This is a genomic window from Actinosynnema sp. NPDC050801, assembly GCF_040673975.1.
GTDB lineage: Bacteria > Actinomycetota > Actinomycetes > Mycobacteriales > Pseudonocardiaceae > Actinosynnema.
The window spans coordinates 185,052-209,665 of sequence record NZ_JBFAQZ010000012.1; the positions used below are offsets into that span (position 1 = coordinate 185,052).

Sequence of the window (24,614 nt, forward strand, 5' to 3'; positions counted from 1 at the left end):
GTCGACCACCGACCCGAAGGGGCCGGTCGCGCGGTACCGGCCGACAGCCTCGGCCGCACCCGGCGCCGGCCGCCGCCCGGAAATCACTGTTTCCCACGACGACAGCGCGCACACCGCGAACGACGATGACCACCGTCAGCGGTCAACGGCGACTCCTCGGGAAGGGAACACGCCATGCTCGAACGCACCTGGCGATCGCACAGGAGATCGCGCCTGCTGCCGGTCATCCTCTCGTTGCTGCTCACCGTCCCGGCGGTCGCCGTCACCACGGCGCCGGACGCGAACGCCTCACCGCCGACCGCGCTGCGCACCGGCAGCGGTGTGGTGATGGCGGGGCTGTTCAACGGATTCGTGTGGGACGTGGGCGGCGGGGGCGGCCAGACCGCCGAGGTGGTGTCCTACCCGTTCGTCGGCTACGCCAACCAGTTCTTCGTCTGGGAGGAGAGCCGGCGCCGGCCCGGTTACTTCTCGGTCCGGGCGGCGCACAGCGACCTCTGCGTGGATGTCGAGTGGGGCAACAACGCACCCGGCACACCGGTCTGGAGCTGGCCCTGCTACGACGGCGATCCCCAACTCTGGCGGATCCACACCACGGGGAACGGCGGTTTCCGGCTGGCCGGACCGGGCGGTCTGTGCCTGACCATGCCCACCGTCAAGGGCCGCCCGCTGTTCATGGACGTCTGCGGCGCACATGAAGGGCAGTGGATGACCTACAGCGCGCCCTTGGTCCAACCGGCCCCCATCAGCGACCCGCCCACCACCGTGGTCCTGAAGATGGTCTACTCGTTCGAGTCCGTCATGTCCCGGTACGACGCGAGCGAGCACGAGGACTTCCTGGTCCGCCCGACGACGGTGATCGACTCGGCGGGCCGCGTAGGCCACCTCCTGTACACACCAGGGAAACGCCTGTGCCTCGGCGGGGCCGCACGAGCCAACAACCCTGTGGGCGGCCACACCTGCGACCCGGACACCAGCCGCGACAGCTACCTGCTGTGGTTCCGCGAGCAGGTCGGCACGAGTTGGCTCGGCACCCCGGAATACCTCTACCGCTTCGGCGGAGATCCGCGGCTGTGCCTCACCGGTGGCGGCTACCTCAACCTGTACCCGAACCGGGTCGAGCTCTACTGGTGCTACCCGAACCACTCCTACCAGCGCTGGCGCTAGGTCCTTCGTGTCCGCGGCGAGCCGTGGGCCTTGAACGACTCCATCCTGGATGGACACGATGTGCGCGCAGGGTGATGCGGAGAAGTACACGATCCGGGCGTGTCTTTCAGCAGATCGCGTGTCCGCGCGCGTGCGATTCCGCTGCCACACTTCACCAAACGGCAGTCGCGGTGGGGAGGTTGATCAGTGATGGTGGTGCTCGGTCGCAATACCGCTCTCGCGCTGATGGCCGCGGCGGGACTCCTGGCCGGGTCGATGGCGCCCACGTCGGCGGCGGCACTACCCGGCAAGAAGGGGCCGGTCACCGCGGTCTACGTGGAGGTGAACAACAACCCCCAACCGCGGGAGGTCGGCAAGTACCGGCTCGCCAGGACCGGTGGCAACGCGTTCGACATCGCCATCATCTTCGCCGCCAACATCAAGGCCGACCCCGGCGGCAATCCGATCCTGTCCTTCAACCAGAACCTGCGGTCGGTGCTCCAGGATGCCGACACGCAGATCCGGCCGCTCCAGCGCAGGGGCATCAAGGTGTTGTTGTCGGTGATCGGCGACCACGACGGCGTGGGCGTGTCCAATCTCAGGTCCCGGGAGGAAGCCGCCGCGTTCGCGAAGCAGTTGTCCGACGCGGTCACCGAGTACGGCCTCGACCGCATCGACTTCGACGACGAGTGGGCCGACTACGGGAAAGGTGAGCCGGTCAACGACCACTCGTTCCCGTTCCTGGTCTCCGCGTTGCGCGACCACCTCCCCGACAAGCTGATCACCTTGTACTTCTACGGCCCGGCGAAGAACAAGCTGAAGTACGGCGACATCGACCTGGCCGAGGTGTTCGACTACTCGTGGAACCCGGACTACGGCACCTGGGCGGTGCCTCGCATCAACCTGCCCGAGGATCGCCTCGCGCCCGCCGCCGTGAACTTCACCGGAACGCCGGTGGAAGACGCCGCCGAACTGGCCCGCAGGACCGTCGATGAGGGGTACGGCGCGTTCCTGACCTACAACCTCCCGCGTTCCGACTCCCACCGGTACGCCTCCGCGTTCACGCGCGAGCTGTACGGCAGTGACACGGTCTACGTGGGCGACAACGTGCCGTTCGCGGCAACCCCTCGCGAGGAGACGTCGCACGACATGATCACGGGCCGCGGTTGATCCGTTGTCGTCGCGGTTGGCACCCACTCCCTCCAGGCCGTGTCACCTGCCGGTGAGGTGCACGAGCGCGGCCCGCGCCTGACGGAGTGCGACCTCGGCGATCGCGACCGGCGCCGGTGCGTCGGCGCTGATGACGACGAGCCCGGTCGTGGCGCAGCTGTGCTCTTCGATGTCAATGCCGCTTCTGGTCCTTGTTCACACGGTTGTGATGGTCTTGGGTGGTTGGTAACCGATATCCCGACCACAAGGGGAACACCGTGAAACTCGCCAGGTCGGTCACCGCCGTGATCGCCGCCGCCCTGACCGTGCTGACCGCGGCCTGGGTGCCGGCCTCCGCCGAGTCGGAGGCGGCGGCGCTCGACACGATCTCCATCGGCACCCACAACACCCTCCGCGGCGCGGCGAGCTTCGAGCCCTTCGCCGGCGTCATCGGGTGGCAGGAGGTGAACGACGCGGAGGACCGCACCAAGCTGAACAACCGGCTGGGTGCCGAGTACGAGACGTTCTACCCCGATGCCGAGGCGGCCAAGGCGGTGCCCATCTCCTGGCGGAAGGACAGGTTCAATTCGGCGAGGTCGGGCAGCATCCTCACCCATGGCGGGGAGGCGGGGGTGACCCCGGCGCGCTACGTGAACTGGGTCATCCTGGAACTGAACGGTACGGGCAAGCGCTTGATCGTGATGAACACGCACTTCATCTCCGGTGCGTGGACCGGTCACCCGGAGCGCCAGGCCCGGTGGAACCGGCACTACGAGATCCTGCGCGACAAGGTGGCGGAGATGCGGCTGAACCACCCGGCGACGCCGATCTTCGTGGTCGGTGACTTCAACCGCCACCGGGCCATGGACATGCCCGCGCCCGTCCGGTACGTGCCGGTGCAGGGGGGCGGCGAGGTGCCCTTCGACCACATCTACGCGCCGTCGAACATCGAGCACAGCCTGGCGCAGCGCCAGCCCACGTGGGGCTCGGACCACAACGCCTACCTCATGTTCGCGACGTTCTGACCGAACGGGTGATGGGGTCCGATCTTCGGGACAAGCGCTCGACGACCACCGCGCCGATGATCCGATCGGCAACCGGCTATACACAAGTGTCGCAATCCCGTCCGACCCGGTTGCGTTGAACGGCCCATGGCGCTCGGGCCGAACGTGCGCTAAGCGGCCGTTTGTCGAACATAGCCTGCTCGCCAGGAGGTCGTGGCCCTTGACGCATCGATAGACTCGCTATCGAAACGTGGAGTGGTATGGGGGCTTGTGTCGGACTTCCGACAACGCCACTTCCGCGGCTGGGGGCAGCCATGAGGTCCGGAACCACGCACCGGGTGCGGGTGGTCGCCAGGGGCGTGCAGGTGATGGCCCTGAGCTTGGTGTGCTCGGGAGCCGTCGGTGTGGACGCGGTCCGCCGACTGGCCGGCGCGGGCGGCCGAACCGCCGGGCGGTCGTTGGCCGAGCGGGTCACCGCGCTGCTGGTCGAACTGGGGCCGTCGTTCGTCAAGGGCGGCCAGATCCTGAGCACCCGGCAGGACGTGGTGCCCGAGCACTGGCGGGTGGTGCTGAGGCGGCTGTACGACGACGTGCCGCCGCCGAGCCGGCGATCGGTCGAGCGCGCCCTGGACCAGGCCTACGGCGGGCGGGAGTCCTGGCCCTTCAAGGAGTTCGACCCGCGACCGACCGCGTGCGGCAGCATCGCCTCCGTGCACCGGGCGGTGCTGGAGGACGACCGCGTGGTGGCGGTCAAGGTCCGGCGGTCGGGCATCGAGCGGACCATGGGGCTCGACTCCGAGCTGGTGCGCGGCCTGGCCCGCGCGCTGCGTCGGGTGCCCGCGCTCAAGCGCGTCCCGCTGGACGACCTCGTCGGCCAGGTCGCCGACGCGATGTCCCGCCAACTCGACTTCACCGCGGAGCACCAGGCCCTGAAGACCCTGCGCCGAAACCTGGGCGCGCTGCCGTTCGTCCGGGTGCCCGAGCCCGTCGACGAACTGTGCGCGGACGGCGTGCTGGTCATGGAGTACCTGCCCGGGCTGGCGCCGTTCGAACCGGACTCGCTGAGCCCGGACCGCCGCCGGGAGATCGCCATCCGCACGCTGCGCGTGGTCTACCGGATGCTCTTCACCGACGGCGTCGTCCACTGCGACCTGCACCCGGGCAACCTCTACCTCGACGGTGACCTCGATGTCGTCATCCTCGACGCCGGGTTCGTGGTCGAGTTGCCCGACAAGGTCCGACGGCTGTTCTCGGCGTTCTTCGCCAACATGGTGCTCGGACGGGGCAGGCGGTGCGCGGACATCGTCATCGAGAGCGCGTCCTCGTGGACCGGCGAAGGCAGCCTGGACGGCTTCCGCCGGGAGATGGCCGAGCTGGTCGAGGGCGAGACCGGCTCGCGGTCCGGCGAGTTCGACCTCGCGGTGTTCGCCACCCGGCTGTTCGACCTCCAGCGCAGGCACGGCCTGTACGCGACGCCCGAGTTCGTCTTCCCGCTGCTGTCCCTGCTCGTCGTCGAGGGCATGATCAAGAGCTTGGCCTCGGACGTCGACTTCCAGGCAGAGGCGCTCCCGATCCTGCTCGCGAGCCGCGCCGCGGGGTGAACCTCCGGTCCACCTGCTCGACCGGAGCACGTACCTCCAACAGAACGGAGAACGACGTGAACGACAACCCGACCCAGGACGAGCGCGCCGGAAGATCCGGAGACCCGGCGGACCGCCGCAGGTTCCTCAGGATGGTGGGCGCCGGGGCCGCCGCCGTCGGCGTCGGCCAGTTGGCCGGCCAGGCGACCGCGAGCGCCGCGCCGTCCGCCGAGGCGTCATCGGGAGAACCACGCGTCGACCTCCGGGTCGTGGACTACGTGGACCGGCACTACGTGCTCGCCGCCGTGCCCGCCGGTGTGCGGCGCGGCATGTGGGACGGCCGGAACCCGTTACGGCTCAGCGACGGGCTGCGCATCGAGCTGACCCAGGGCCGCGCGGAGGTCCGCCAGGACAAGTACACCGGGGCGATCCTGCTCAAGCCGGGATCGGGTGAGGTGGTCGAGGCCCGCGCGGTCGCCGAGGCGGGCAGCGTCGCGGCCCGGCTGGCCGGTTCCACCAGTGGTCGTGCCGTCGCCGGGGAGTCGACGGCCATCGGGTACGACGCCGGGGCGATCCCGGTGCACCAGCTCTCGATCGGCAGCGCCGGTGGTGGCGCCTGCATTGCCACGGTGTCGAGCGCGTCGAGCCTGAAGGCCGCGCTGGAACCGATGACCGCCCACCTCACGGCGGAGCGCCGGGCGGCCATCCTCGACTCGCTGAAGGACGACTACCCGGTGACGCTGCGGGTGCGCGCCACGGTGCTCGGCAACGTGATCCCGGTGTCGCCGACCGAGCGGCAGATCCAGTGGCGGCACGCCCGCTACTACGGCGTCGAGGACATCCTCGGCCTGCTCAGGTTCACGTACGACTCGCAAGCGCCCTCGGTGCTGTCGATGAAGGCGGCGAACGGCGCGAACTTCTTCCCCTCCCAGGGCCTCAACTCGATCCACTGCCGGATCGAGATGCTCGACATCGGCCTGACCGGGCTCACCTCGGGTCCGATGCTGCTGCCGAGCGAGAGCCTCACCTGGCCGCCCTACTCGACTCCCATGCACCTCGCGCAGCCCGTGACGTTCTACGACGAGCACGACTCGCAGCGCCCCCTGCTGACCGTCACGAAGAACTCCATGTCGCTCTACGACTACAACGGCCTGTCGATCAAGAAGATCGGCAGCCGGGTGGACGCGAGCGGCACGATCCACCTCGCCTACGAGGTGGCCAACCAGACCGACTCGGTGATGTCCGGCCGCTGGGTGCTCATCGGCGACCACGCGGACACCAGCTTCGCCCGCACGGACGCGGCGATCGACCTGGGTCCGGCGGGCTCGGCCAACGGCTCGACGGTCGTCGAGGTCCAGGCGCCCGTCCGCAAGTCGGAGCTGAGCCAGACGGTCGCGTTCGGCGTGATGTCGTTGACCGACCCCATGGTCGTCGGGATCGACATGACCACCTTCAAGTACCCGAATGCGTGAAGTTCCGCAGATGACCGGCTCGGCCCGGGGCGGGCTCGACCCCCGCCCCGGGCCGACCGGCCGGCCGGAGGTGTGGTCGGGTGTGGACAGCACACCCGGCCGGGAAGCGCTCGTCCTGCAGTTCGACGTCCTGGCGGAAGGGCTCGACTCCTGCCTGGACGTCATCGGGGACCTGGCCGAAGGGCTGCGGGGGATCGGTGTCCGGCCGGGGTTCGAGCGACTCCCGGGTGATCGGCCCACTTCGGACCCCACCTCGCTGATCGGCGTGTCCGTCCGGCTGTTCAAGGGGGAGTGGACCGCGTGGCGTGACGACTCCGACCACTCGCCCCGGTGGGGGCACGACGTGTCGTGCCCGCCGTCGCTGCGCACGATGCAGGCGAAACGGGACGACGAGTTCCCGGCGTTCGCGACGGAACCCGAACGGACCGGGCACGAGACCGACCTGTGCGTGGTGGTCGAGTCGCACGACCGCGCGGTGGACGACGCCGTGCACGACGTGGTGGCACGACTGGAGGCCGGGGGAGGACTGCGCCTGCGCCGGTCCCACGAGGGCACGCGGAACGCCGACGGGCGCGACCCGTTCGGCTTCCACGACGAGATCAGCAACCTCCAGCACCTCCGGGAGCAGGACCCGACCCGCTACCGCGGGCACGTGTTCACCACCGATCCCTCCGGCGAGGTCGACGGCACGTACCTGGCGTTCCGCCGGTACCGGGCCCGCCCGGAGCGCCTGCCGGTGGACGGTCTGCTGCACCTGCCCGCGTCCCGCGGCGTGGCCGAGCGCACCTTGTCCGCCGAGCAGGTCATCGGCCGCTGCCGCGCGTCGGGCCTGGTGGTGGAGGCCGACACCGGACGCCTCCTGCCCCCGGAACCGGACGAGGCGCAGGGCAGTCGGGCGTTGCCGCTGACCCACCTGCGCAAGGCCAACCCGCGCGGGCGCGGCACGACGCCGTTCGGGGCCGACGTGCGGGTTCGCGACGTGCGCATCCTGCGGCGCAGCTACCCGTACACCAGGACGGTCGACGGGCGTGCGGAAGCCGGGATGCTGTTCATGGCGTTCCAGGCCGACATCCAGGTCGGCGGGTTCGAGTTCATCCACAACGAGTGGCTGATGTCCGACTTCAACGGCGCGCCCGATCCCCTGCTGGCGCCCGAGTCCGGTCTGGTGGAGCCGTTGACCGGGTGCTACTACTTCGTGCCACGGGACCAGGCCGGCATCGCCGGGGTGGTCCACCGCCTGGTGACGGAGCGAGGGGCATGACGAAGCACGGAACCGTCGGCGTGGTGAACGAAGGCCCGGCCGTCCGGGCGACCGCGGACATCACCGGCGTCACGCCCCGTCAGGCGCTGCGCGCCTTCACCGACCCGGACCTCGTGCGGCGGTGGTGGGCAGGTGGCCTGCTCACCACCCGGCTCGAACCCGGCGGCGAGTACGTGGTCCGGTTCGACGCGCTCGACCAGACCATGCGGGGCTCGATCACCGGGTACGACCCCGAGACGACCCTGGCCTTCACCTGGGCGTGGGACCACGAGCCGAACGCGCCCGGCTACGCCGTCTCGGTCACGGTCGACGAGACCGGCGACGGCAGCAGGCTCACCCTCACCCACGGAACCTATGCGGATTCCGACGACGGCCGTGCGGCGTCGTCGTCACACCAGGAGGGGTGGGAGTACTTCCTGCCCCTCCTGGTGGCGTGCCTGCGACCGTGAAAGACCCGGCATCGCTGCCGATCGCCAGTCGGTGTACCCGCGGCCGAAGTTCTTCGCCACGGCGGCGCCGGTAGCCGCGCCGGAAGGTCGCGCAGTCATCAGGACCTGGGTGCAGGCCGTGAGTGCGGCGTCGTTGCCCTGTGCCTCGTGGGCCGTGTGGAACGCCTCGGCCCGTTCGAGCTCTACCGGGTACAGCGCCGAGCCCGTCCAGCGGTTCGGGTTCCAGGACGAGCGCGGAGGTGAGCACGTCCTCGGCGTCGAGCACCGCCGCGGTGAACTCGGCTGTGCGGCTGGTCAGGACGAACTGGTCCGCCGACGACCGGTTGAGCTGCTCGATGACGGCCGTGCGGCTGGGCTCGGGCAGCTCGTCCAGCCCGTCGAGCACGGGCAGCAGTCGGCCCCGGCCGGCGAGGCGCGTCGCGATGTCTCCGCCCCGGTCGAGCGGGCACAACGCCGGGTAGTCCCGCCGCACCCGGTCGGCCAGCCACGCGTGCAGGTTCCGTCCCGCTGGGGATCCCAGCCGGCGAGGCCGACCAGGACGGGCACCGGGTCCTCGGCGGTCCGGGTGGCGAGCAGTTCGCGCACCAGTTGGACGGCCAGGGTCGTCTTGCCGGTGCCTCCGTCACCCAGGAACACCAGGCGCGGTCGCCGCAGCGCCCGGAACTGCGTGACCACGGCCCTGATCTGCGCGCTGTTGGCCGACAGCGTGAGCAGCGAACCGGACGTGATGTTGTCCGCGTGGTCCATCACCTCGCCACGGCCGGTGATCCGCCAGCGCACCGGCATGGGGTCGGGGTCGTCCAACCTCCGCCGCACGGCCTCGGCCCGCCACAGCGCGGCCACCGCGGCCGCGAGCACGTCCTCGGCGGGGCCTGCCACCTCGGCTCGGATCGGCGGGATGCGCTGCGAGAGCCGCACCACCTGCACCAGCGACGGCAGTGCGACGGCCAACGACACGATCTGCGCCCAGTTCGCTGCTGTCTGTAGTCCACCGCCGCCGCGCAGGGCAGCACCGGCCAGCGCGAGGCACACGGCTGCGGCCAGGATCCCCGTCCACAGGCCGACATCGCGCCGCCCGCCGTCGCCAGACACCAGGACAGTGTGATCGCCGGGCCGCGCACGGTGTACCGGTTGGCAGGCGCCGACCCCCGGATGGAGCAGTCAGTCCAGCACCGCGTACGCCTCGACCTCCACGAGCACGTCCGGCTCGAACAGGTAGTCCACCCCGATCGCCGACAGCGGCGGCAGCGGGCGGGGCAGGCCGAGTTCGTCGGAGACCCTTTCGATACCCGCGACGAACTCGTCGTACTTGTCCGGACTCCACCGCGTGACGAAGAACCGCAACCGCACGACGTCGGCGAACGACGCCCCGGCCCCCGCGAGGCCGCGTGAGGTGTTGCGCAACGCCTGCGCGACCTGCCCGGCCAGGTCACCGGTGGCGACGGGGTTGCCCTCGGCGTCACGCGCGATCTGCCCGGCCACGTGCACCTGGCGGCTGCCGGTGGCGACCGAGACGTGGTGGTAAGGGACGGGAGCAAACATGCCTTCGGGCGTCGACAACTGCACCGACATGGGAGACCCTTCGTCGTAGGTATCCGATGTCTACCTGGTATCGAAAGGGCACTTCAACGAGACTAGGTGTCATGCCGGAAACCACGCCCGCCCTCACCGAACGCCACCGCGAACTGCTGGACGAGATCTTGGACAAGTGGTCACTGCAGGTCCTCGACGCGCTGTGCGAGAAACCGTTGCGCTTCAACGGACTTCGTCGGGCGATCCCAGTGGTGACGCAGAAGTCGCTGACCGCGGCACTGCGGAGGTTGGAACGCAACGGGATGGTGGAGCGAGTCGTGATCGACACCCGTCCGGTTGCGGTTGAATACCGCATCACGGTGTCGGGGAGGTCGTTGCAGGACTTGGTGGATGCGCTGCTGCACTGGACCACTACGAGGTTGGACGAGGTCGACGTGGCTCGGGCACGTTTCGATGCCCAGGTGGGCCGCTGAACAACCCGGACGGCTGCCCGCCTCCTCGGCACCAGGGCCGAGAGCGTGCTCTCCACAGCGGAGCAGATCGGTGACGAGACCCACCCGGGAGTCGAACCCGGAAGTCGACGGCTTTGCAGGCCGCCTCACGACCGTCGTGACGTGGGCCGGGATGATCGCGGCCCACCGGCGTGGTAGGGCCGTCGATCCCGTCGCGCGTCCTGGTGTCGAACCAGGGGACCTGGAGATATGAGCTCCGGGTGGCCGCCGGGCCACGCGCGTCGACCACCCGTGCCGAGCGCTGCCGGGCAGGGTGGTTGGGGTGACCGACCGGACTCGCACCGGCTTGGACCAGAATCACGATCTGGCGCCTCGACTTCTTCGGCCTCGGTCACGGTCGTCCCACCAGGAGTCGAACCTGGGACCCTCCGCACGTCGGGCGGATGCTCTGCCTGCTGAGCTATGGGACGTCACCACGGGCAGTGGTGGTGGAGGACGAGGGTGTCGAACCCTCCACGACGATCTTGCAAGGATCGTCTGCGCGCCGGCGCGTCCCCCTCGGATCCGCTCAAGGCCGCGGCCTTCGGCGGATGCTCCCCCGCCAGGACTCGAACCTGGTCCTCCCGAGTAACAGTCGGGTGTGGGGCCTGGTGCACTTCGGGGGACTGGCGTTGCGTGCCCTCGGCAGGATTCGAACCCGCATCTCCGCCGTCGGAGGGCGGTGTCGTGTTCCGTTGGACCACAAGGGCTTGTGGTGGGTCGCCGGGGACTCGAACCCCGCACCCGTCGCTTAAGAGGCGACTGCTCTGGCCTGATGAGCTGGCGACCCGCGGAGGATGCAGGATTCGAACCTGCGCGACGCTCCCGCGCCGACTACCGTTTTCGAGACGGATGCCTTGCCTGGCTCGGCCAATCCTCCTTGCACGGCAACGCTCCGGGCGTCGCCGCAGTGGTCGAGGTGCCAGGTGTCGAACCTGGTTCGGACACTTCATCAGAGTGCCGCACGGACCGCCGTACCACCTCGTCGTCGTGCGCGGAGGGTGCGCGGATCGAACGCGCGCCTGGACGCGTCCCGGACCTCGGACCAGCAATCCGGTGCCTTGCCGCTCGGCCGGCCCTCCTTCGTCGTGCGTGCCCCCGGCAGGAGTTCGAACCTGCACACCCTCGCGGATGCACGGGTTTGAGCCGTGCGCGTCTGCCGTTCCGCCACAGGGGCCTTGCTCGTGGTGCGCTGCCCGTCGAGGGTTCGAACCTCGGTCTCCGCGACCAGAACGCGGCGTCCGTGCCAACTGGACCTACGGGCATCGGGTGGTGCTCGGCGCTCCCGGTCCAGGGTTCGAACCTGGGCGCGCGGATCCCAAGTCCGCCGTGCTGCCGATTACACCAACCGGGATCGTGCGTGCCCCCACCAGGATTCGAACCTGGACTCGACGCGTTCTGAGCGCGTTGCCTCTTCCGTTGGGCTACAGGGGCTGGTGCGCAGACGGGCTGCCCGCGCGGGTGTTGCCGCGAGCCTCTCCCGGGACTCGAACCCGGTCCTCCCGCTTACGAGGTGGGTGCTCTCGGCCTGTTGAGCTGAAGAGGCGGGTCGGACGGGTGGCTCCCAGAGGGGCCACCTTCGGGACCCGGTGGCGAGCCGGGCCCGTCGTAGCGCGTACGGGGGTCGAACCCGCGTCACCGACTTGAGAGGCCGGTATCCGTTCCGCTGGACCAACGCGCTGTGGTGCACCCTCAGTGGGGCACCGGCCTCCGAACGGCGCGCGCCGTCGGTGCCCTGTCGGATGCCCGCGAGTCGAACGCGGTGCGTCCTGATCCCAAATCAGGTGGGGTCGCCGTGCCCCTCGCATCCGGTGCCGCCGACGCGGACGTCGGCGGGTCGCGCTCACGACGGGACTCGAACCCGCGATCGCCGCATCGACAATGCGGTGCCCTCGCCACTGGGCCACGTGAGCATCTTGAAGCCGACGCCAGTTGGTGGACGTCGGCCAGTACCCCTACCAGGACTCGAACCTGGGACCTCGACGTTCGTAGCGTCGCGCTCTGTTCCGCCTGAGCTACAGGGGTGTGGTGGTGCGGGCTCGTCCGAGCGGTCGGCGGGCATCGAACCCGCTGCTTCGGTTTGGAAGACCGACGTGTCCGCCGAGTTCACCGCGACCGCGAAGCGCTCCCCTCCGTTCGGGAGGAAGGGCGCGTGCCCCCAGCAGGAGTCGAACCTGCGCGCGTCGGTGTAGGACACCGCTGCTCTGTCCGCTGAGCTACGAGGGCTTGGTGGTGGAGGCTGCCCGTCTCCACCGCGGAGGCCGGCGCGTCCGGGATGCGACGGCCGCCCTCCGATACCCCGCTCCGTGGCCGCAGGGCGGCCCGGGACGAGGCGTATGAATACATGTCTGCTCCGCTGTGGAGTTGTCAACGAACACGCCGGACCCATCGATGAATGGGCGGCATTCAGCAGTGGCGGAAGGAATCGAACCCTCGGGTAACGGTTTTGGAGGCCGTTCCGCTTCCCAAGCACGCCACCAGGAAAAACTATTTCTGGTGCCGGAAATAGAGGAGCCGCCCGGATCGGTTCCCCGATGGGCGGCTCCCTGTCCACATGACCCGTGTGAGGTCAGGGCGGGGAGTCCGCGCAGTTCAGCAGCATTTCGTGCCGCTGCGAGACGGGCTTGGGCCGATCGGAGGACGGGCACAGGGCGATGATCGCGGCGCGTTGACGCAAGCGCTGCGAACCTCGCTTCCACATGCTCGTCATGACTTCGACCCTTCTTCTCGCGGTGTGCTTGAAGTATGCACGTTGCCCGGGATTGCGACAACGCCTTTTCTGGCTCGTGTCACGGATCAGGGTTAAGCGGACCTCGCTCGTCCGGCATTGGTCGGGTGCTCCGTCCACAACACAAGATCGACGAGCTGACCGAACATGATCACGGACGGCGACTTGAGTGCCAGGCCGGAGTCCGTTCCGTCGACCGCGTAGCCGTGCCACCGGCGAGGAACGGCCCATCGCCCGATCAGGCGATGCGCCGCCCCTGCTCGCGCGCCACCGGGAATGTCGAAGTTCGGCTTGTAGGACGGCTCGACCAGCAACACCCGGCCCGCCTGGTCACGGAGCTCCGGCACCCTAATGACCCCGACCGCCGAACCTCACGCTGAGGGATGGCGTCATGTCCACCTGACAAGGCGGCATGGGTCGACTGTGCCGGAGCTGGTCATCGGAAGTGTGGACGATGTCCTACTGCCCTCAAGCATCCTGACCTGTCACCTTGAGGGCGTACACCTCGCGGGTGGCGGCCAGGCCGTCGTCGGTCAGCACTCCACCGCCGATCGCCAGCACCGTGCCGTCGATCTCCGCCGCGCAGATGAGACCGGCCTTCGGCACCGGCAGGCGCGCACGGAGCGTGTGCCACCGATCGGTGTCCGGGTCGTAGACCTCGGTGGTGTCGAGGAAGCCGGTGACTTCGCCGTTGACCGCCTGGGCGCCGCCGACGACCACGATGAGCCGGTTGTTCCCGTGACTGATCGCGACGGCTCCGGGCACGCCCCGGGGTTCGTTCATCGATGCGACCCCGGTCCAGGTGTTCGTCCTCGGCTCGTAGCGCTCGACGGTCGCGAGGTTGTCCAGTCGCTTGTCCTGCCCGCCGATGGCGAACAGGTGTCCGCCGGTGGCTATCAACCTCAACCGTGTTCTGGCGGTCGGCATCGGTGCGACCTCGGTCCAGGTGCGATCCCTCGGGTCGTAGGCGATCACCAGATCCGTGGGTGCACCGGCGATGAACCCTCCTGCGACGTAGAGCAGTCCACCGAGGCCGGCGGCACTCGCGGCAGCACGCCTGTCGGGCATCTTCGGGCTTGGACGCCACGAACCCACGCGCGGGTCGAACTGCTCGACCACGTCCACCTCGACGTCGTCCCCGTTCTGGTCGATGACGAACCCGCCGGCGACGTACGCCACGCCATCCAGTTCCGCGGCGGCGACGTTCGCGCGAGGGGTCATCGACGCCAAGGGGCGCCACGTGCCGTTGGGCTGGACCCGACGGGCCTCGACGGACCCGAGAATCTCCAGCGGGTTGGGGTTGAAGCCTCCGCAGACGAGGATGCGCCCGTCGACGGTTGCCTGGTCGTGGGTGCCGCGCTTGATCTCCAGCGGCGCCTGTTCCTGCCAGCCACGAGGAGTACCTGCCGCGGCCGCGTTTCCTGACTGGGTCATCGGGACCACCCCTGACGTACCACGCTTCGCGCGATTACCGCCGTGGCCGACCGCGCCTTGACCGTAAGTCGTTCGGAACAGGGGAGATGTTCCGCTCGGCCTATGGCCATGACCCGTTTGGCTCAATGTGGAGCGTGGGTCTCCGTGACGAACCACGCGCGACCACGGCCCGCACGAGCTGGCTCCGTGCAGCCGACGCACCTCGTGCCACGCGGGCCCGAGCGGTGAAACACCGGCGTGCCGGACGGCGACAGATGTCACGGACCGCCGACTCTTGGAGTGGATGACCTTGTTACTCGATGACCTTGGCCTCACCGGTGACGCGACGGTGTGGTTGGTGATCTGCGGTGCGGTGTCCTTGCTGTTCGCCGTGGCGTTCGTCGTCCGGCGTGCCGTGGGCTCGGCGCCCAGTGCTCCGCGACGAGAGCCGCGCCGGATCGATCGGTCCGCGGAGTCGGAAGACCGGATGGCCTGAACCCCGCGGTTCCGCGATGCGACCACCCTGCACCGCGGCCCGTGGGCGGGACTGCCTGAAGCGGGCACCGGGCGGTGCGGTCCGGTGCCCGACTTCACCTCAGCTCGCCCTCCTGCGGGCGCGGAACACCAGGCCGGCGCCGGCGAGCAACGTGAGCAGCCCGCCGAGCGCGAGCCAGGTCGCGTTCACGCCCGTCGAGGCGAGTAGGGCCGTGGGTTGTTGCCCCGCGCCGGCACCGGGGGCGGGCGCCGGTGGGTCGCCCGGTTGCGGCGGGTCGGGGTCCGCCTGATCCGGCCCCGGTACGACGTACACCAGGCGGGACCGGCCCTCATCGGCGACGACGGGGAACTCCGGCCCACTCAGGACCTTCCACGGCCCGACGACGCCGAGGTTGTGCAGTCCCGTCGGGATGTCGCGGAACTCGAAGCCGCCCGAGGCGCTGGTCGTCGCACGGGCGAGGATCGCACCGGTGAACTGGTCCTTCAGGTAGATCTTCAGGTCCGGCACGGGCACGCCCGGACGCGGCCCCGAACAACCGCACTGCGCCTCGGGGTACGCCATCCCCGGTGGCAACGTCACCTGGCCGGAGACCGTCCCCGCGATCGCACCGGAGATCCGCGCGATCGCGCTCGCGGTGACGTCACCGTTGGAGTAGCGCTGTTCGCCGAACCCGCACCGAACCTTCAGGTAGCCCTGACCGGCCATCCCCTGGTCGATCGGGATCCGCACACCGAAGGCGCGGCCGGCGTTCGCGGGCACGGTGGCGCCCGGACCGTCGGGCGCCAACTCGCCGAGTTCGAGTTGGGACCACGCCGAGGTCGTGCACGACGCCGTGATGCCGGGGATCGGCACCGCACCGCTGTTGGTGAGGGTCAGCGTCAGCAGGGCGGTGTCGTTGGCCTGATAGCTCTGCCGGTCGAATGCCGCCGAAGCGGTGAGCACCGCGTCGAGCAGGTGGGCGGCACGGAACAAGAGGTCCGGGTCGTCCTCACCGTCCACGTCGACGTAGGTCCACGGGAACGCCCAGCCCTCGGCAGCGATCGAGATCTGGTAGCGGCCCCGGGGCAGGTCTTGGAACGCGAAGCGCCCGGCCGAGTCGGTCACCGTGGCGTACGTGCCCTGCGGGGAACCCCCGCTCGTGGTGACCGTGAGGTCCGTGAACTCCTCGCCTGCGTCCTTGGCCGCGTTGCCGTTGTAGTCGGCGTACACGGTGCCCTTGGAGGTGCCCCGGACGTAGGTGATCGGGACGGTGACCGTGGCCGTGTTGTCGGCCGGGTCGGCGTCCGCCTCCCCGGACCGGGTGGTGACTTCGAGTGTCAGCAGGTCGACCTGGGCGTTCAGGCGCGTGATGAGCGTGCCCTCCGCTGCCTGACCGGGCTCGATCGACGGGCTGGAGCCGAGGCCGTGCCAGTAGTTGCTGTCCACGGCTCCGGTCGAGCTGACCGTGACCCCGGTCGCGGTGGCGGTCCCCGTGTTGGTCACGAGGGCTTGCGCGCGGATGGTCTCGTCGGCGAGGTACGAGGGCTTGTCGAAGGTGACCGAGATCGTCAGGTCGACCGAGTCCTCCGCCGGGTCGGCGGGCACCTCGGGAGCCGACGGCTCCGTGGGAACGGTCGGCCCCGTGGGAACGGTGGGCTCGACGGTCGGCTCCGTGGTGGTCGGTTCGGTCTCGGTTGGTGGGGTTGCCGGGGGTTCCGCGGTGGTGGACTCGGTCGTCGTGGACCCGGTCGGGGCCGACGTGTCACCGAACGCCGGTCCCGCCGACGTTCCCGCCCAGACGACGACCGTCAGCAACAGCGCGCCAATGGATCGGTGCAAATGCGACATGGCATTTCTCCTCTCTGGTTGGATATCGCTGCGGCGCGCCGTTCTGACAGTTCAGGGCCGAAAACGTGACCGTTCCGAGTCGATGGCACGGAAATTCGGCACGTTTTCGCCACGATCGACCGAATGTGGGAACCCCGGGCCTTATCGGACGTCTATCGGCTGCCCGACCCTGCCGGTGATCTTGGAATAGTCCAGGTAGGTGCGGCCGATAACGACGTCGACGTCGACGTCGACGTCGACGGCAACAGGGCGTTCACCGTGTCGGGCGAGTCGTCATGGAGGTGCGCGGGGTAGTGGGACCAAATCTCACGTGGTCAATTCGGTGAGTCGTGTGAAGCAGGTGAGTTCTTCGGCGAGGATGGGGAAGTCGCAGTAGTTCGCCTGGCGATCTCGGCGTCGAGCGGGCTCATGTCCTCGTCGACCGGGTTCGACGGCGGCCACCACCGGAAGTCGAGGATTTCGTCGTTGGCCCGCAGGCGGGGTGCGACCCGGAGCCTGGTCCGGTAGACGGCGAGCAGTTCGTGGCGGTCCGGGGCGACGAGGTCGAACCCGGCCACGGCGACGGCGTCCAGCCGCACTCCGCGGATACCGGTTTCCTCGTGCAGTTCCCGGACCGCGGTCCGGCGTGTGGTCTCGCCTGGCTCACGTCCACCGCCCGGCAGTTCCCACTCCGCACGCCAGGCGTCGAACACCAGGAGAACGGCGCCCGCGTACTCGACCACTACGAGGGCCGCGGGGACGTCCCGGCTGCCCAGGCTCTCCAGCTCCTCTTCGGATACGCGGCGGAACTCCGTCAACGCGTTGCCCGCGCGGTCCCGTACCGGAAGTGGCTGCACAAGTCCATGTAACCGCGTCGGCCGGCGGGAGGTGGCGAAACCGTCCGCGAGAGCACGGCTCGGGCCGAGGAGAAAGAAACTACGAGGGTCGTTTTCCCCCGTCGGGGTGTCCCGAGGTCGTCGGGCTCACGCGTACCGGCGGGCGGCGTTCAGGCCGGCTCGGGCGCGGTCCCGCTCGTCCTGGTCGCCGGTCTCGGTGGCGATCAGCAGCGCGCTGGTGTGCGCGGCGCGGGCCTCGCCCGGCCGGCCCGCCATCCGCAGGGCCTCACCGAGGCCGTTGAGCGCACTCGCCTCCCCGTACCGGTGGCCGATGTCCCGGAACGTCGCCAGGGCGGAGGTGTGGCAGCGGTGCGCCTGCGACCAGTCACCGAGCTTGATGTGCACGTTGCCGAGGTTGCTCAGGGTCACCGCGACGCCGTAGTCGTGGTCGAGGCGCTCGAACAACTCCCGGGCGCGGGTGAGGTGCCGGACCGCGTCGGGGTAGCGCCGCAGGCTCGCGCACACGTCGCCGAGGTTGGACAGCGCGCTGGCCTGCCCGACCGCGTCGTCGAGGTGGCGGAACAGGTCGAACGCACGCTCCAGGTGCTCGACCGCACCGGCGTGGTGACCGGGGCGGCTGCAGGCGTTGCCCAGGTTGAGCAGCGCCGACGCCTCCCCGTACCGGTTGCCCAGCCGCCGGTGCACGTCCAGCGCCTCCCGCTGGAGCGCCGCCGCCTCCTCGTACTCCCCGAGCCGCTCCTGGACGATGCCGAGGTTCGACAGCGCCCGAGCCGCGCCGTACTGGTCGCCGGTCCGCCGGTGCAGCGCGATCGCCTCGCGCAGGTACCCGGCCGCCTGGTCGTAGTCGCCGAGCAGCCGGCGCAGCGCGCCGAGGTTGGTCAGTGCGGTGGCGAGCATGCCGTCTTGGCCGACCCTCCGGGCGGCGCGCAACGCGGACCCGTGGATGGTCGACGCGTCCGCGTAGTGGCCACCCTCCAGGTACCGGTACAGCGTGGCCGCCAGGTCGACCACGTGGTCGGGCCGGTCGTCGTGCTCGGCGAAGCGGCACAGGGCGACGAGCGTGGGCCGTTCCGCGTCGAGCCAGGCGCGTGCCGCGTCGGCTGTCGGGAACGGCGCCGGCGGCGTCACGGTGACATCGGGTCGGTAGGGGCGGTCGGCGGGGTAGAGCAGGTCCATCGCAGCCGACGCGGCGGCCAGGTGGTGGGCGAGCAACCGCTCGACGGCGGCGGACCGCTCCGGGGCCGGGTCGTGCTCACCCGCCAGCTCCTCGGCGTAGGCGCGCAGGAGGTCGTGGACGAAGAACCGGCCGCCGGGCGCCGGCTGCACGAGGTGGTTGCGCGCCAACACCTCCAGGGCCAGGCGCGACGCGTCCGGGTCGCTCCCGGTGAGGGCGGCGAGCGCGAACGGCGTCACGTCCGGGCCGGGGTGCAGACCCAACCGCCGGAACGCCCGCGCGACCTCCGGCCGCAGCTGCGGGTAGGACCAGGAGAAGACGGTCCGCACGGCGGCGCGGGCGTCGTCGCCCGAGTCGAGCACGTGCAGCCGGCGTCGGCGGTCGGCCAGCTCACCGGTCAGCTCGGCCAGCGTGCTGGTCGGTCGGGACGCGGCCAACTCGGCGGTCACGCGCAGCGCCAGCGGCAGGCGACCGCACTGCTCGGTCAGCTCCGCCGCGGCCGCGGGTTCCCGGCGCACCCGCTCGCCGACCAGCGCGTCCAGCAGCGCCAGCGAGTCCGGCGCCGGCAGCAGGTCCAGGTCGAGCCGGTGGGCGCCGTGCAGCGCGACCAGACCCGCCAGGCTGTTGCGGCTGGTCACCAGGACCAGGCAGGTCGACGTGCCGGGCAGCAGCGGCCGCACCTGGTCCACCGTCGACGCGTTGTCGAGCACGATCAGCACCCGCCGGTCGGCGAGTTCGGCCCGGTACCGAGCGGCGCGTTGATCGGGGTCGACCGGGACGTCCGCGCCGGTGACGCCCAGACCGTCGAGCAGGCGGCTCAGGGCGTCCTCCGCCGGTACCGGCAACCGCGGGTCGTAGCCGCGCAGGTCGACGTACAGCTGGCCGTCGGGGAACCGCGAGCGGATCCGGTGGGCCCAGCGCACCGCGAGCGCCGTCTTGCCCACGCCGGCCGTGCCGCACACGGCGACGACAGGAACCCCGGTCCGCCGGGACAGCAGCACCCCGTCGAGCTCGGTGAGCTCCGCCTGCCTGCCGGTGAAGCCGAACACGTCTCCGGGCAGCTGGTTCACGCCCGGCGACACGAGCGGCGGTTCCACCGGTGCGGCGGCGCTGTCAGCGGGTACGTCCTTGAGCGCGTCCAGGTGCGCGGCGGTCAGCTCGGGGCCGGGGCCGACACCGAGCTCCTCGGTGAGGCGCCGCCGCATCGCGTCGTAGGTGCCGAACGCCCGGTCCCGCTGACCGGCCGCGGTGTACGCCCGGATGAGCAGGGCGTGCGCCGCCTCGTCGAGCTCGTTCCCGGCGGCGTCCTCGACCAGCGCGGGCAGCACGTCGCGCGCCGCCCCGGTCGCGATCATCACCTCGGCGTACCGGGCCAGCGCCGCCCGGTGCTCCTCGGTCAACGTGACGACGCCGGGGTTGGCGCCGAGCAGCTGCACGTCGGCCAGCGGACGCCCCTGCCACAACCCCAACGCCTGGCCCAGCAGGTCCGCCGCGCGCCGGGGCTCGTCGCGCGACACGGAGTCGGCGCGGGCGACCAACGAGCGGAACCGGAACGCGTCCACCGCGTCGGGGGACAGGTTCAGCGCGTACCCGTCGCCGACCGTGGGCAGCGTCGTGCTCGGCGAACGGGCGCCGCGGTCGGGTTCGAGCAGCTGCCGCAGGTGCTTGACGTGGGTGTGGATGACGTTGGCCGCGCTGGGCGGCGGCCGTTGTCCCCACAGCGCGTCGACGAGCTCGGCACGGGTGACCGGCTTGCCGTGGGCGAGGACGAGCACACCGAGCACGACCTTGCGGCCGGCGGGGCCGAGTGCCAGCGCGGTGCCGTCACGCCAGGCCCGGATGGGGCCGAGCACTTGGACGACCAGCACCGACGACCCCCATCATGCTGATCAGCGCAGCGGGCAGGGCGGAGGTTCCATGCTGGCACGCCGTCCAGAGCGGTTCCAGGGGCCATCCAGACGATTCCCCCCAGGGGCTCGACGACCTTCTCCCGTCGACCAGGAGGAAAACGCGGAACCGAAGCGCGCCAAGTGAATCTCACCGAGGGGCGAGTGCACTTCGCCTCGGGTTCGTTGCGGGACGCGCTCCTGCTGGCCGCGTGCCAGGCCAGTTGTCGTCCAGTCGCCGTCCAGCCGCGGCCGGAAGCATGGCGGTGCCGGCGGCTTGCCGGCGGTGGCACGGACGAGCGCGGCACCAGCCGCACGGAGTCCGCCCACGCTGACCTCGCGACCTGTCCACCGGTCCGCGGAACGGAGTACCTCCATGTCGATTCGACGGCGACTGGCGACCGTCGCTGCCACCCTGCTCATGTCGGTGAGCGGGCTGGCCGTGGCGAGCGGTCCGAGCCTCGCGGCGGGTGACGCGGCAACCGCCGCGACACCGCCGGCCGTGGCGGCCGTACCAGTCGGTACCTATCGCATCAGGAACATGCACCGGCCCGGTGACTGCCTCCAGGCGGACCCGAGGACCGCGCCGGCGATCGGTACCGCGATGGCGATGGTGCCGTGCAGCGACAGCATCTACCAGAGGTGGCTCTTCGGGTCGGCCAACCCGACCTTCCCGTCCGGTTTCAACGAGGTCCGCAACGCCGCCGGCAGGTGCCTGGACGCGCACGACCGCAACGGGGTGGTGCACCGCAACATCATCCACCTGTACGACTGCAACAAGAGCCCCAACCAGGCGTGGGCGTTCTCCCAGCCGCCCTCGCACGGCGTCGTCTGCATGTGGCGTGCGCAGCTGTGCGACAAGGTGCTGGACCAGCAACTGGAGTACACCGCGGGACTCGGCTACCGGGTCCACCTGATGAACACCCACGGTCTCGCCAACCAGGACTGGTCCGTGGAGGCCGTCGGCTAGGCACGGACCGGTGGTTCGTCATCGCGGCCCGGAGCGGACGGCCGCGGTGGTGGAGCAGCACCCGACCACGTCGCGCTCGGCGTCGAAGCCCTGTGGCTGCCCCCACGGGCATCGAGGCGCACGCGGCAGGCGCCCTGCTCGCCTTGTGCGAGCAGGGCGTCGTCGGCGACGACCACCTCGGGCCGGACACGAGGGGTGTCCGGCCCGAGGTCCTCCGTGAGCATGCTTTTTGACCTCCGAACACTCCCCGGTCATGGACGCGATCGTGCCCACGAACCCTTTGCGGGACGTGAGATCCAGCCGGGATCGGCCATGGTCCGGACGCGGTGGTGACGGCCTCCTGCCGGCGGGACACCCAGGCCACCGCAGCGGCCGGTAGGGCCGTGCCGGACGCACGTCGAGCCGACCCAGGTGGCGGCAATCCGAACAGCCACAACGAAATCACCGTCGACGGCTCGACCCCGCCGCGCGCTTTCGGATGCGCTGCGCATTTCTTGACGGCCTCCGCGCCGACGTGCCAGGTTCGAGGGCGAATCACGCACCAGATCGGCGGCAGTCGGTCCGTGGGGCACAGGAGAGCGGATTCACTCCCATCGCCGAATCCCGGCGCGAACGTCGGCCGTATTTCCCATGCGCATTCACATGTTCGGTGAAGGGGTGGCATGCGTCATCGAAGAGGTTGGTCCAAGACCACGAGCATCCTCCTGATCATCTCGGCACATCTCGCACTGGTGGTGGTCACGCCGGTCTCGGCGGCTCCCACGCACAACGAGCCGGACGGTGGGCCGGCGATCCAGGCCAACACCGACGCGGGGCTGTCCGGGGGCCGCGCCTACGACGTCACCGGCGACAACTGGCCGGACCTCGTGACGCGCAACCGCGCGTCCGGCGTGCTGCAGGTGCACCCGCACTCCGGCCTGGTGAGCGGGACGTCGACGTTCCTGCCCGGCGTGCAGGTCGGCACGGGTTGGCAGGTCCACAACTGGATAGGCGTCGGCAACTTCACCGACAGCGTCGCCAAGGACGGCACCGAGCAGGACGAGCGCGAGGTCTACCTGGGCGACCTGATCGCGCGCCGAGCGAGCGACGGCGCGCTTCTCCTGTACCAGCACAGTGGCACGTTCAACGGCACGTCCACCTGGCTGCCGCCGGTCGTCGTCGCGACCGGCTGGGGAACCGTGCGCCGGATCTGGGTCGCCGACGCCGACCTCGACGGGTTCGACGACCTGATCGCCATGGACAGCCAGTTCACCGTCTGGGTCTACCCGAACTCCCGGTTCCTCAACGGCGCCGGCACGTTCACCGCCAGGATCAAGGTCTCCGCGTCGGTGGCCGGACCGTCCAGCGACGTGCGGGCGTACCACTTCTTCGCGCCCTGGTACCAGGACGCGCCCGACTTCATCTCGGCCTTGCCCGGCAGCGGCGGGACGGTCTACTACATGCCGAACAGCCACGGCCCGGTGAACGAGAGCACGTGGGCGCGCTGGAACGGCTCCGGCGCGCGGGTCGTCTCCTACGACGCGGTCGTGTCCAGCGCCACGGTCACGCTCGCCGACGTCACCGGCAACGGCAGCGAGGACCTGGTGACCTCCCTCTACAACGGCGAACTGTGGCTGCACCCGGTGCGCGCGCCCAGGCTCGGGCAGACAGCCGGCGTCGACGCCCGCGTCTTCCTCGGCAGCGGGTGGGACGTCTATGACGTCATCACCTGATCCCGTGCCCACCACCCGCGCTCCCCAGCCGAGATCGAGGTGTTTACGTTGAGCAGGCGCAAGACCGTCGTGGCCGCCGTCGCCCTGGCGTTAGCGGTGATCATCCCCGCGGGCGACCTGACCGCCAACCAGGTGGCCGTGGCGGCGCCCACCGGCACCCCGGTGCCCGCCGGTACCCCGGCGCCGGACGAGCCCGGCACGGACCGCGAACCGGCACGGCTCAACGCGGGCGGCCCGGACCAGCACTCGCCGAGCCGGGAGGAGGCCATCGAGGACTTGCTGCGGCAGGTCCCCAAGGGGGACGACCTCTACCACCTCCACCGGGACCGCAAGTACAAGGTCTCCACCCACCCCTCGGAGTACGACGAGCAGAGCGGCACGTTCCAGGCCCCGGCGGACGACGTCGGCTACGAGGAGTGCGAGGAGAACACCGAGGTCGAGCAGTTCTGGTTCAAGAACCGGTTCAACCTCTGCATGACGCAGGAGGTCGAGGTCGCGCACTACCAGCTGCCGAACCCGGTGCCCGTCGGCCACTCCTACTTCGAGGCGACCGTCATCGCGACGTCCGTGCCGGGCGCGCAGGACATCCGGTTCGGCATCCGGCTGCGCCACCTGCGGGACATCGGGACGACCGTGCCCGCGGTCATGGGGATCACCCTCGACTGCTTCAACGCCGACCCGTCGCGCACCAGCACCTGCGCCGCCGAGGCCGACGAGCCCGCCCTCGCGGTGGGGTACCCGTTCTCGGCCTGGCAGGGAGTGCTGAGCGGCCTGCCCTTCGGTTTCACGACGCGCACGACCACCACCGCCGTGCCGGGCACCGACAAGTACGCCGCGGAACTGCGGGGCTACTTCTCCTACCTGTTCCAGATCCGGATCGCGTCGCAGGGGCTGCCGCCCAACTCCACCGCGCTGCGGCACGAGTTCTGGCGGTGCGACTCGGCCCAGTACGTCTACAACACCAACGGCCGGTGCGTCTTCCACCACGCCATCCCGTCGATCCAGATGAGCGCCACCAGCACCACAATGGGCAAGTCCGCGTCGTTCATCCGGGACGCCCAGAACGGCGGCCCCAACGTGGCGCCGATCCTCTCCGGCAAGAAGGTCCCAGGCCGGTTCGGGGAGAGCGAGCTGCACCGGCTCTACAAGGCCTACGACACGAACAAGAAGATCCCCGCGTCCCGACGCAAGATCAAGCGGACCTGTCGTGACTACTTCGCCAGCAACTACACCCGCGGACCGGGCGGGATCAAGATGGAGTGCGACGAGTACCCGTTCGCCACGACCTACGAGAACGCCGCCCTGGTCGACCCGCAGTCGGTGTGGAACTACGCCGTGCGGCCGGTGCCGAGGACGGACAACGGCGCGGCCGGCAACTACTACGGTGAATGGCTCAGCCGTGACCGCATCCTCGACGGCGACCCGTTCTACGTGATCATCACTCCCTGACGCCGGGCTGGAGTGGCGCGGGCGGCGGCCTCGACCCGTCG

Annotated in this window: 19 protein-coding genes and 17 tRNA genes; 12 read left to right on the top strand and 24 right to left on the bottom strand. The window is 70.2% G+C overall.

What is annotated here, in order from left to right:
• The first annotated feature begins 174 nt into the window (after window positions 1–174).
• From AB0K14_RS25935 to AB0K14_RS25965, 7 genes are all read left to right on the top strand, one after another.
• Entirely contained in the window at window positions 175–1,164 is a 990-nt protein-coding gene (locus AB0K14_RS25935; RefSeq protein ID WP_360459299.1) for an RICIN domain-containing protein, read from the top strand.
• 189 nt (window positions 1,165–1,353) lie between these two features.
• A complete protein-coding gene (locus AB0K14_RS25940) occupies window positions 1,354–2,313 on the top strand; it encodes an endo-beta-N-acetylglucosaminidase H (RefSeq protein ID WP_360459357.1) in 960 nt (319 codons plus the stop codon).
• 257 nt (window positions 2,314–2,570) lie between these two features.
• Window positions 2,571–3,317, top strand: a complete 747-nt coding sequence (locus AB0K14_RS25945; RefSeq protein ID WP_360459301.1) for a hypothetical protein — start codon at window positions 2,571–2,573, stop codon at window positions 3,315–3,317.
• A 293-nt stretch (window positions 3,318–3,610) separates the two neighbouring features.
• A complete protein-coding gene (locus tag AB0K14_RS25950; RefSeq protein ID WP_360459303.1) occupies window positions 3,611–4,897 on the top strand; it encodes an AarF/UbiB family protein in 1,287 nt (428 codons plus the stop codon).
• Window positions 4,898–4,953: 56 nt separating this feature from the next.
• Window positions 4,954–6,348 carry a hypothetical protein gene (locus AB0K14_RS25955; RefSeq protein ID WP_360459305.1) on the top strand — a complete coding sequence of 465 codons (1,395 nt, stop codon included), beginning with the start codon at window positions 4,954–4,956 and terminating at the stop codon, window positions 6,346–6,348.
• Entirely contained in the window at window positions 6,341–7,609 is a 1,269-nt protein-coding gene (locus AB0K14_RS25960) for a hypothetical protein (RefSeq protein ID WP_360459307.1), read from the top strand. The genes AB0K14_RS25955 and AB0K14_RS25960 overlap by 8 nt, the downstream gene beginning before the upstream one ends.
• A complete protein-coding gene (locus AB0K14_RS25965) occupies window positions 7,606–8,058 on the top strand; it encodes an SRPBCC family protein (protein WP_360459308.1) in 453 nt (150 codons plus the stop codon). The genes AB0K14_RS25960 and AB0K14_RS25965 overlap by 4 nt, the downstream gene beginning before the upstream one ends.
• 294 nt (window positions 8,059–8,352) lie before the next feature.
• On the opposite strand, the gene AB0K14_RS25970 is transcribed toward AB0K14_RS25965, so the two are convergent.
• Complete coding sequence (locus AB0K14_RS25970) at window positions 8,353–9,150, bottom strand: hypothetical protein (protein WP_360459310.1); 798 nt, start codon at window positions 9,148–9,150, stop codon at window positions 8,353–8,355.
• A gap of 69 nt (window positions 9,151–9,219) precedes the next feature.
• Window positions 9,220–9,630, bottom strand: a complete 411-nt coding sequence (locus tag AB0K14_RS25975; RefSeq protein WP_360459312.1) for a RidA family protein — start codon at window positions 9,628–9,630, stop codon at window positions 9,220–9,222.
• Window positions 9,631–9,701: 71 nt separating this feature from the next.
• Here AB0K14_RS25975 and AB0K14_RS25980 point away from each other — a divergent pair, with 71 nt between their 5' ends.
• Window positions 9,702–10,064, top strand: coding sequence for a helix-turn-helix domain-containing protein (locus tag AB0K14_RS25980; protein ID WP_360459314.1), 363 nt, complete (start codon window positions 9,702–9,704; stop codon window positions 10,062–10,064).
• Window positions 10,065–10,140: 76 nt separating this feature from the next.
• Here AB0K14_RS25980 and AB0K14_RS25985 read toward each other — a convergent pair.
• The 22 genes from AB0K14_RS25985 to AB0K14_RS26090 form a co-directional block, all read right to left on the bottom strand.
• Window positions 10,141–10,212: transfer RNA gene (locus AB0K14_RS25985), tRNA-Cys, on the bottom strand.
• 228 nt (window positions 10,213–10,440) lie between these two features.
• Window positions 10,441–10,513 (bottom strand) — tRNA-Val (locus tag AB0K14_RS25990).
• 123 nt (window positions 10,514–10,636) lie between these two features.
• A tRNA-Asn gene (locus AB0K14_RS25995) sits at window positions 10,637–10,708 on the bottom strand.
• An 11-nt stretch (window positions 10,709–10,719) separates the two neighbouring features.
• Window positions 10,720–10,792: transfer RNA gene (locus tag AB0K14_RS26000), tRNA-Arg, on the bottom strand.
• A 3-nt stretch (window positions 10,793–10,795) separates the two neighbouring features.
• Window positions 10,796–10,872 (bottom strand) — tRNA-Lys (locus AB0K14_RS26005).
• 1 nt (window position 10,873) lies between these two features.
• Window positions 10,874–10,962 (bottom strand) — tRNA-Ser (locus tag AB0K14_RS26010).
• Window positions 10,963–11,077: 115 nt separating this feature from the next.
• Window positions 11,078–11,164, bottom strand: a tRNA-Ser gene (locus AB0K14_RS26015).
• A gap of 11 nt (window positions 11,165–11,175) precedes the next feature.
• Window positions 11,176–11,259, bottom strand: a tRNA-Leu gene (locus AB0K14_RS26020).
• A gap of 15 nt (window positions 11,260–11,274) precedes the next feature.
• Window positions 11,275–11,347 (bottom strand) — tRNA-Gln (locus tag AB0K14_RS26025).
• Window positions 11,348–11,364: 17 nt separating this feature from the next.
• A tRNA-Pro gene (locus AB0K14_RS26030) sits at window positions 11,365–11,436 on the bottom strand.
• A 7-nt stretch (window positions 11,437–11,443) separates the two neighbouring features.
• Window positions 11,444–11,516: transfer RNA gene (locus AB0K14_RS26035), tRNA-Leu, on the bottom strand.
• Window positions 11,517–11,554: 38 nt separating this feature from the next.
• Window positions 11,555–11,628, bottom strand: a tRNA-Thr gene (locus AB0K14_RS26040).
• A gap of 63 nt (window positions 11,629–11,691) precedes the next feature.
• Window positions 11,692–11,763 (bottom strand) — tRNA-Glu (locus AB0K14_RS26045).
• A gap of 159 nt (window positions 11,764–11,922) precedes the next feature.
• A tRNA-Asp gene (locus tag AB0K14_RS26050) sits at window positions 11,923–11,995 on the bottom strand.
• A 37-nt stretch (window positions 11,996–12,032) separates the two neighbouring features.
• Window positions 12,033–12,107, bottom strand: a tRNA-Arg gene (locus AB0K14_RS26055).
• A 21-nt stretch (window positions 12,108–12,128) separates the two neighbouring features.
• Window positions 12,129–12,201 (bottom strand) — tRNA-Gly (locus tag AB0K14_RS26060).
• 34 nt (window positions 12,202–12,235) lie between these two features.
• Window positions 12,236–12,308 (bottom strand) — tRNA-Arg (locus tag AB0K14_RS26065).
• A gap of 576 nt (window positions 12,309–12,884) precedes the next feature.
• Window positions 12,885–13,157, bottom strand: a complete 273-nt coding sequence (locus tag AB0K14_RS26070) for a hypothetical protein (protein ID WP_360459316.1) — start codon at window positions 13,155–13,157, stop codon at window positions 12,885–12,887.
• Between the two features lie 121 nt (window positions 13,158–13,278).
• Complete coding sequence (locus AB0K14_RS26075; protein WP_360459318.1) at window positions 13,279–14,505, bottom strand: hypothetical protein; 1,227 nt, start codon at window positions 14,503–14,505, stop codon at window positions 13,279–13,281.
• Between the two features lie 313 nt (window positions 14,506–14,818).
• Entirely contained in the window at window positions 14,819–16,546 is a 1,728-nt protein-coding gene (locus AB0K14_RS26080) for a carboxypeptidase-like regulatory domain-containing protein (protein WP_360459320.1), read from the bottom strand.
• Window positions 16,547–16,860: 314 nt separating this feature from the next.
• Window positions 16,861–17,382 (bottom strand): NUDIX hydrolase, encoded by a 522-nt coding sequence (locus AB0K14_RS26085; protein ID WP_360459322.1) that lies wholly within the window; start codon window positions 17,380–17,382, stop codon window positions 16,861–16,863.
• Window positions 17,383–17,508: 126 nt separating this feature from the next.
• A complete protein-coding gene (locus AB0K14_RS26090) occupies window positions 17,509–20,424 on the bottom strand; it encodes a tetratricopeptide repeat protein (protein WP_360459323.1) in 2,916 nt (971 codons plus the stop codon).
• 394 nt (window positions 20,425–20,818) lie between these two features.
• On the opposite strand from AB0K14_RS26090, the gene AB0K14_RS26095 reads away from it, so the two are divergent.
• From AB0K14_RS26095 to AB0K14_RS26110, 4 genes are all read left to right on the top strand, one after another.
• Window positions 20,819–21,412 carry an RICIN domain-containing protein gene (locus AB0K14_RS26095; RefSeq protein WP_360459325.1) on the top strand — a complete coding sequence of 198 codons (594 nt, stop codon included), beginning with the start codon at window positions 20,819–20,821 and terminating at the stop codon, window positions 21,410–21,412.
• A gap of 92 nt (window positions 21,413–21,504) precedes the next feature.
• Entirely contained in the window at window positions 21,505–21,645 is a 141-nt protein-coding gene (locus tag AB0K14_RS26100; protein WP_360459327.1) for a hypothetical protein, read from the top strand.
• 429 nt (window positions 21,646–22,074) lie between these two features.
• Complete coding sequence (locus AB0K14_RS26105) at window positions 22,075–23,124, top strand: hypothetical protein (protein WP_360459329.1); 1,050 nt, start codon at window positions 22,075–22,077, stop codon at window positions 23,122–23,124.
• Window positions 23,125–23,172: 48 nt separating this feature from the next.
• Entirely contained in the window at window positions 23,173–24,573 is a 1,401-nt protein-coding gene (locus AB0K14_RS26110; protein ID WP_360459331.1) for a hypothetical protein, read from the top strand.
• The last annotated feature ends 41 nt before the right edge of the window (window positions 24,574–24,614 follow it).

Excerpts from the sequence above, each read along its gene's own strand:
- AB0K14_RS25940 (WP_360459357.1), top strand. The coding sequence starts at position 1,354 with ATGGTGGTGCTCGGTCGCAATACCGCTCTCGCGCTGATGGCCGCGGCG.
- AB0K14_RS25980 (WP_360459314.1), top strand. The coding sequence starts at position 9,702 with ATGCCGGAAACCACGCCCGCCCTCACCGAACGCCACCGCGAACTGCTG.
- AB0K14_RS25965 (WP_360459308.1), top strand. The coding sequence starts at position 7,606 with ATGACGAAGCACGGAACCGTCGGCGTGGTGAACGAAGGCCCGGCCGTC.
- AB0K14_RS25950 (WP_360459303.1), top strand. The coding sequence starts at position 3,611 with ATGAGGTCCGGAACCACGCACCGGGTGCGGGTGGTCGCCAGGGGCGTG.
- AB0K14_RS25935 (WP_360459299.1), top strand. The coding sequence starts at position 175 with ATGCTCGAACGCACCTGGCGATCGCACAGGAGATCGCGCCTGCTGCCG.
- AB0K14_RS26105 (WP_360459329.1), top strand. The coding sequence starts at position 22,075 with ATGCGTCATCGAAGAGGTTGGTCCAAGACCACGAGCATCCTCCTGATC.
- AB0K14_RS25960 (WP_360459307.1), top strand. The coding sequence starts at position 6,341 with ATGCGTGAAGTTCCGCAGATGACCGGCTCGGCCCGGGGCGGGCTCGAC.
- AB0K14_RS25975 (WP_360459312.1), bottom strand. The coding sequence starts at position 9,630 with ATGTCGGTGCAGTTGTCGACGCCCGAAGGCATGTTTGCTCCCGTCCCT.
- AB0K14_RS26095 (WP_360459325.1), top strand. The coding sequence starts at position 20,819 with ATGTCGATTCGACGGCGACTGGCGACCGTCGCTGCCACCCTGCTCATG.
- AB0K14_RS26080 (WP_360459320.1), bottom strand. The coding sequence starts at position 16,546 with ATGTCGCATTTGCACCGATCCATTGGCGCGCTGTTGCTGACGGTCGTC.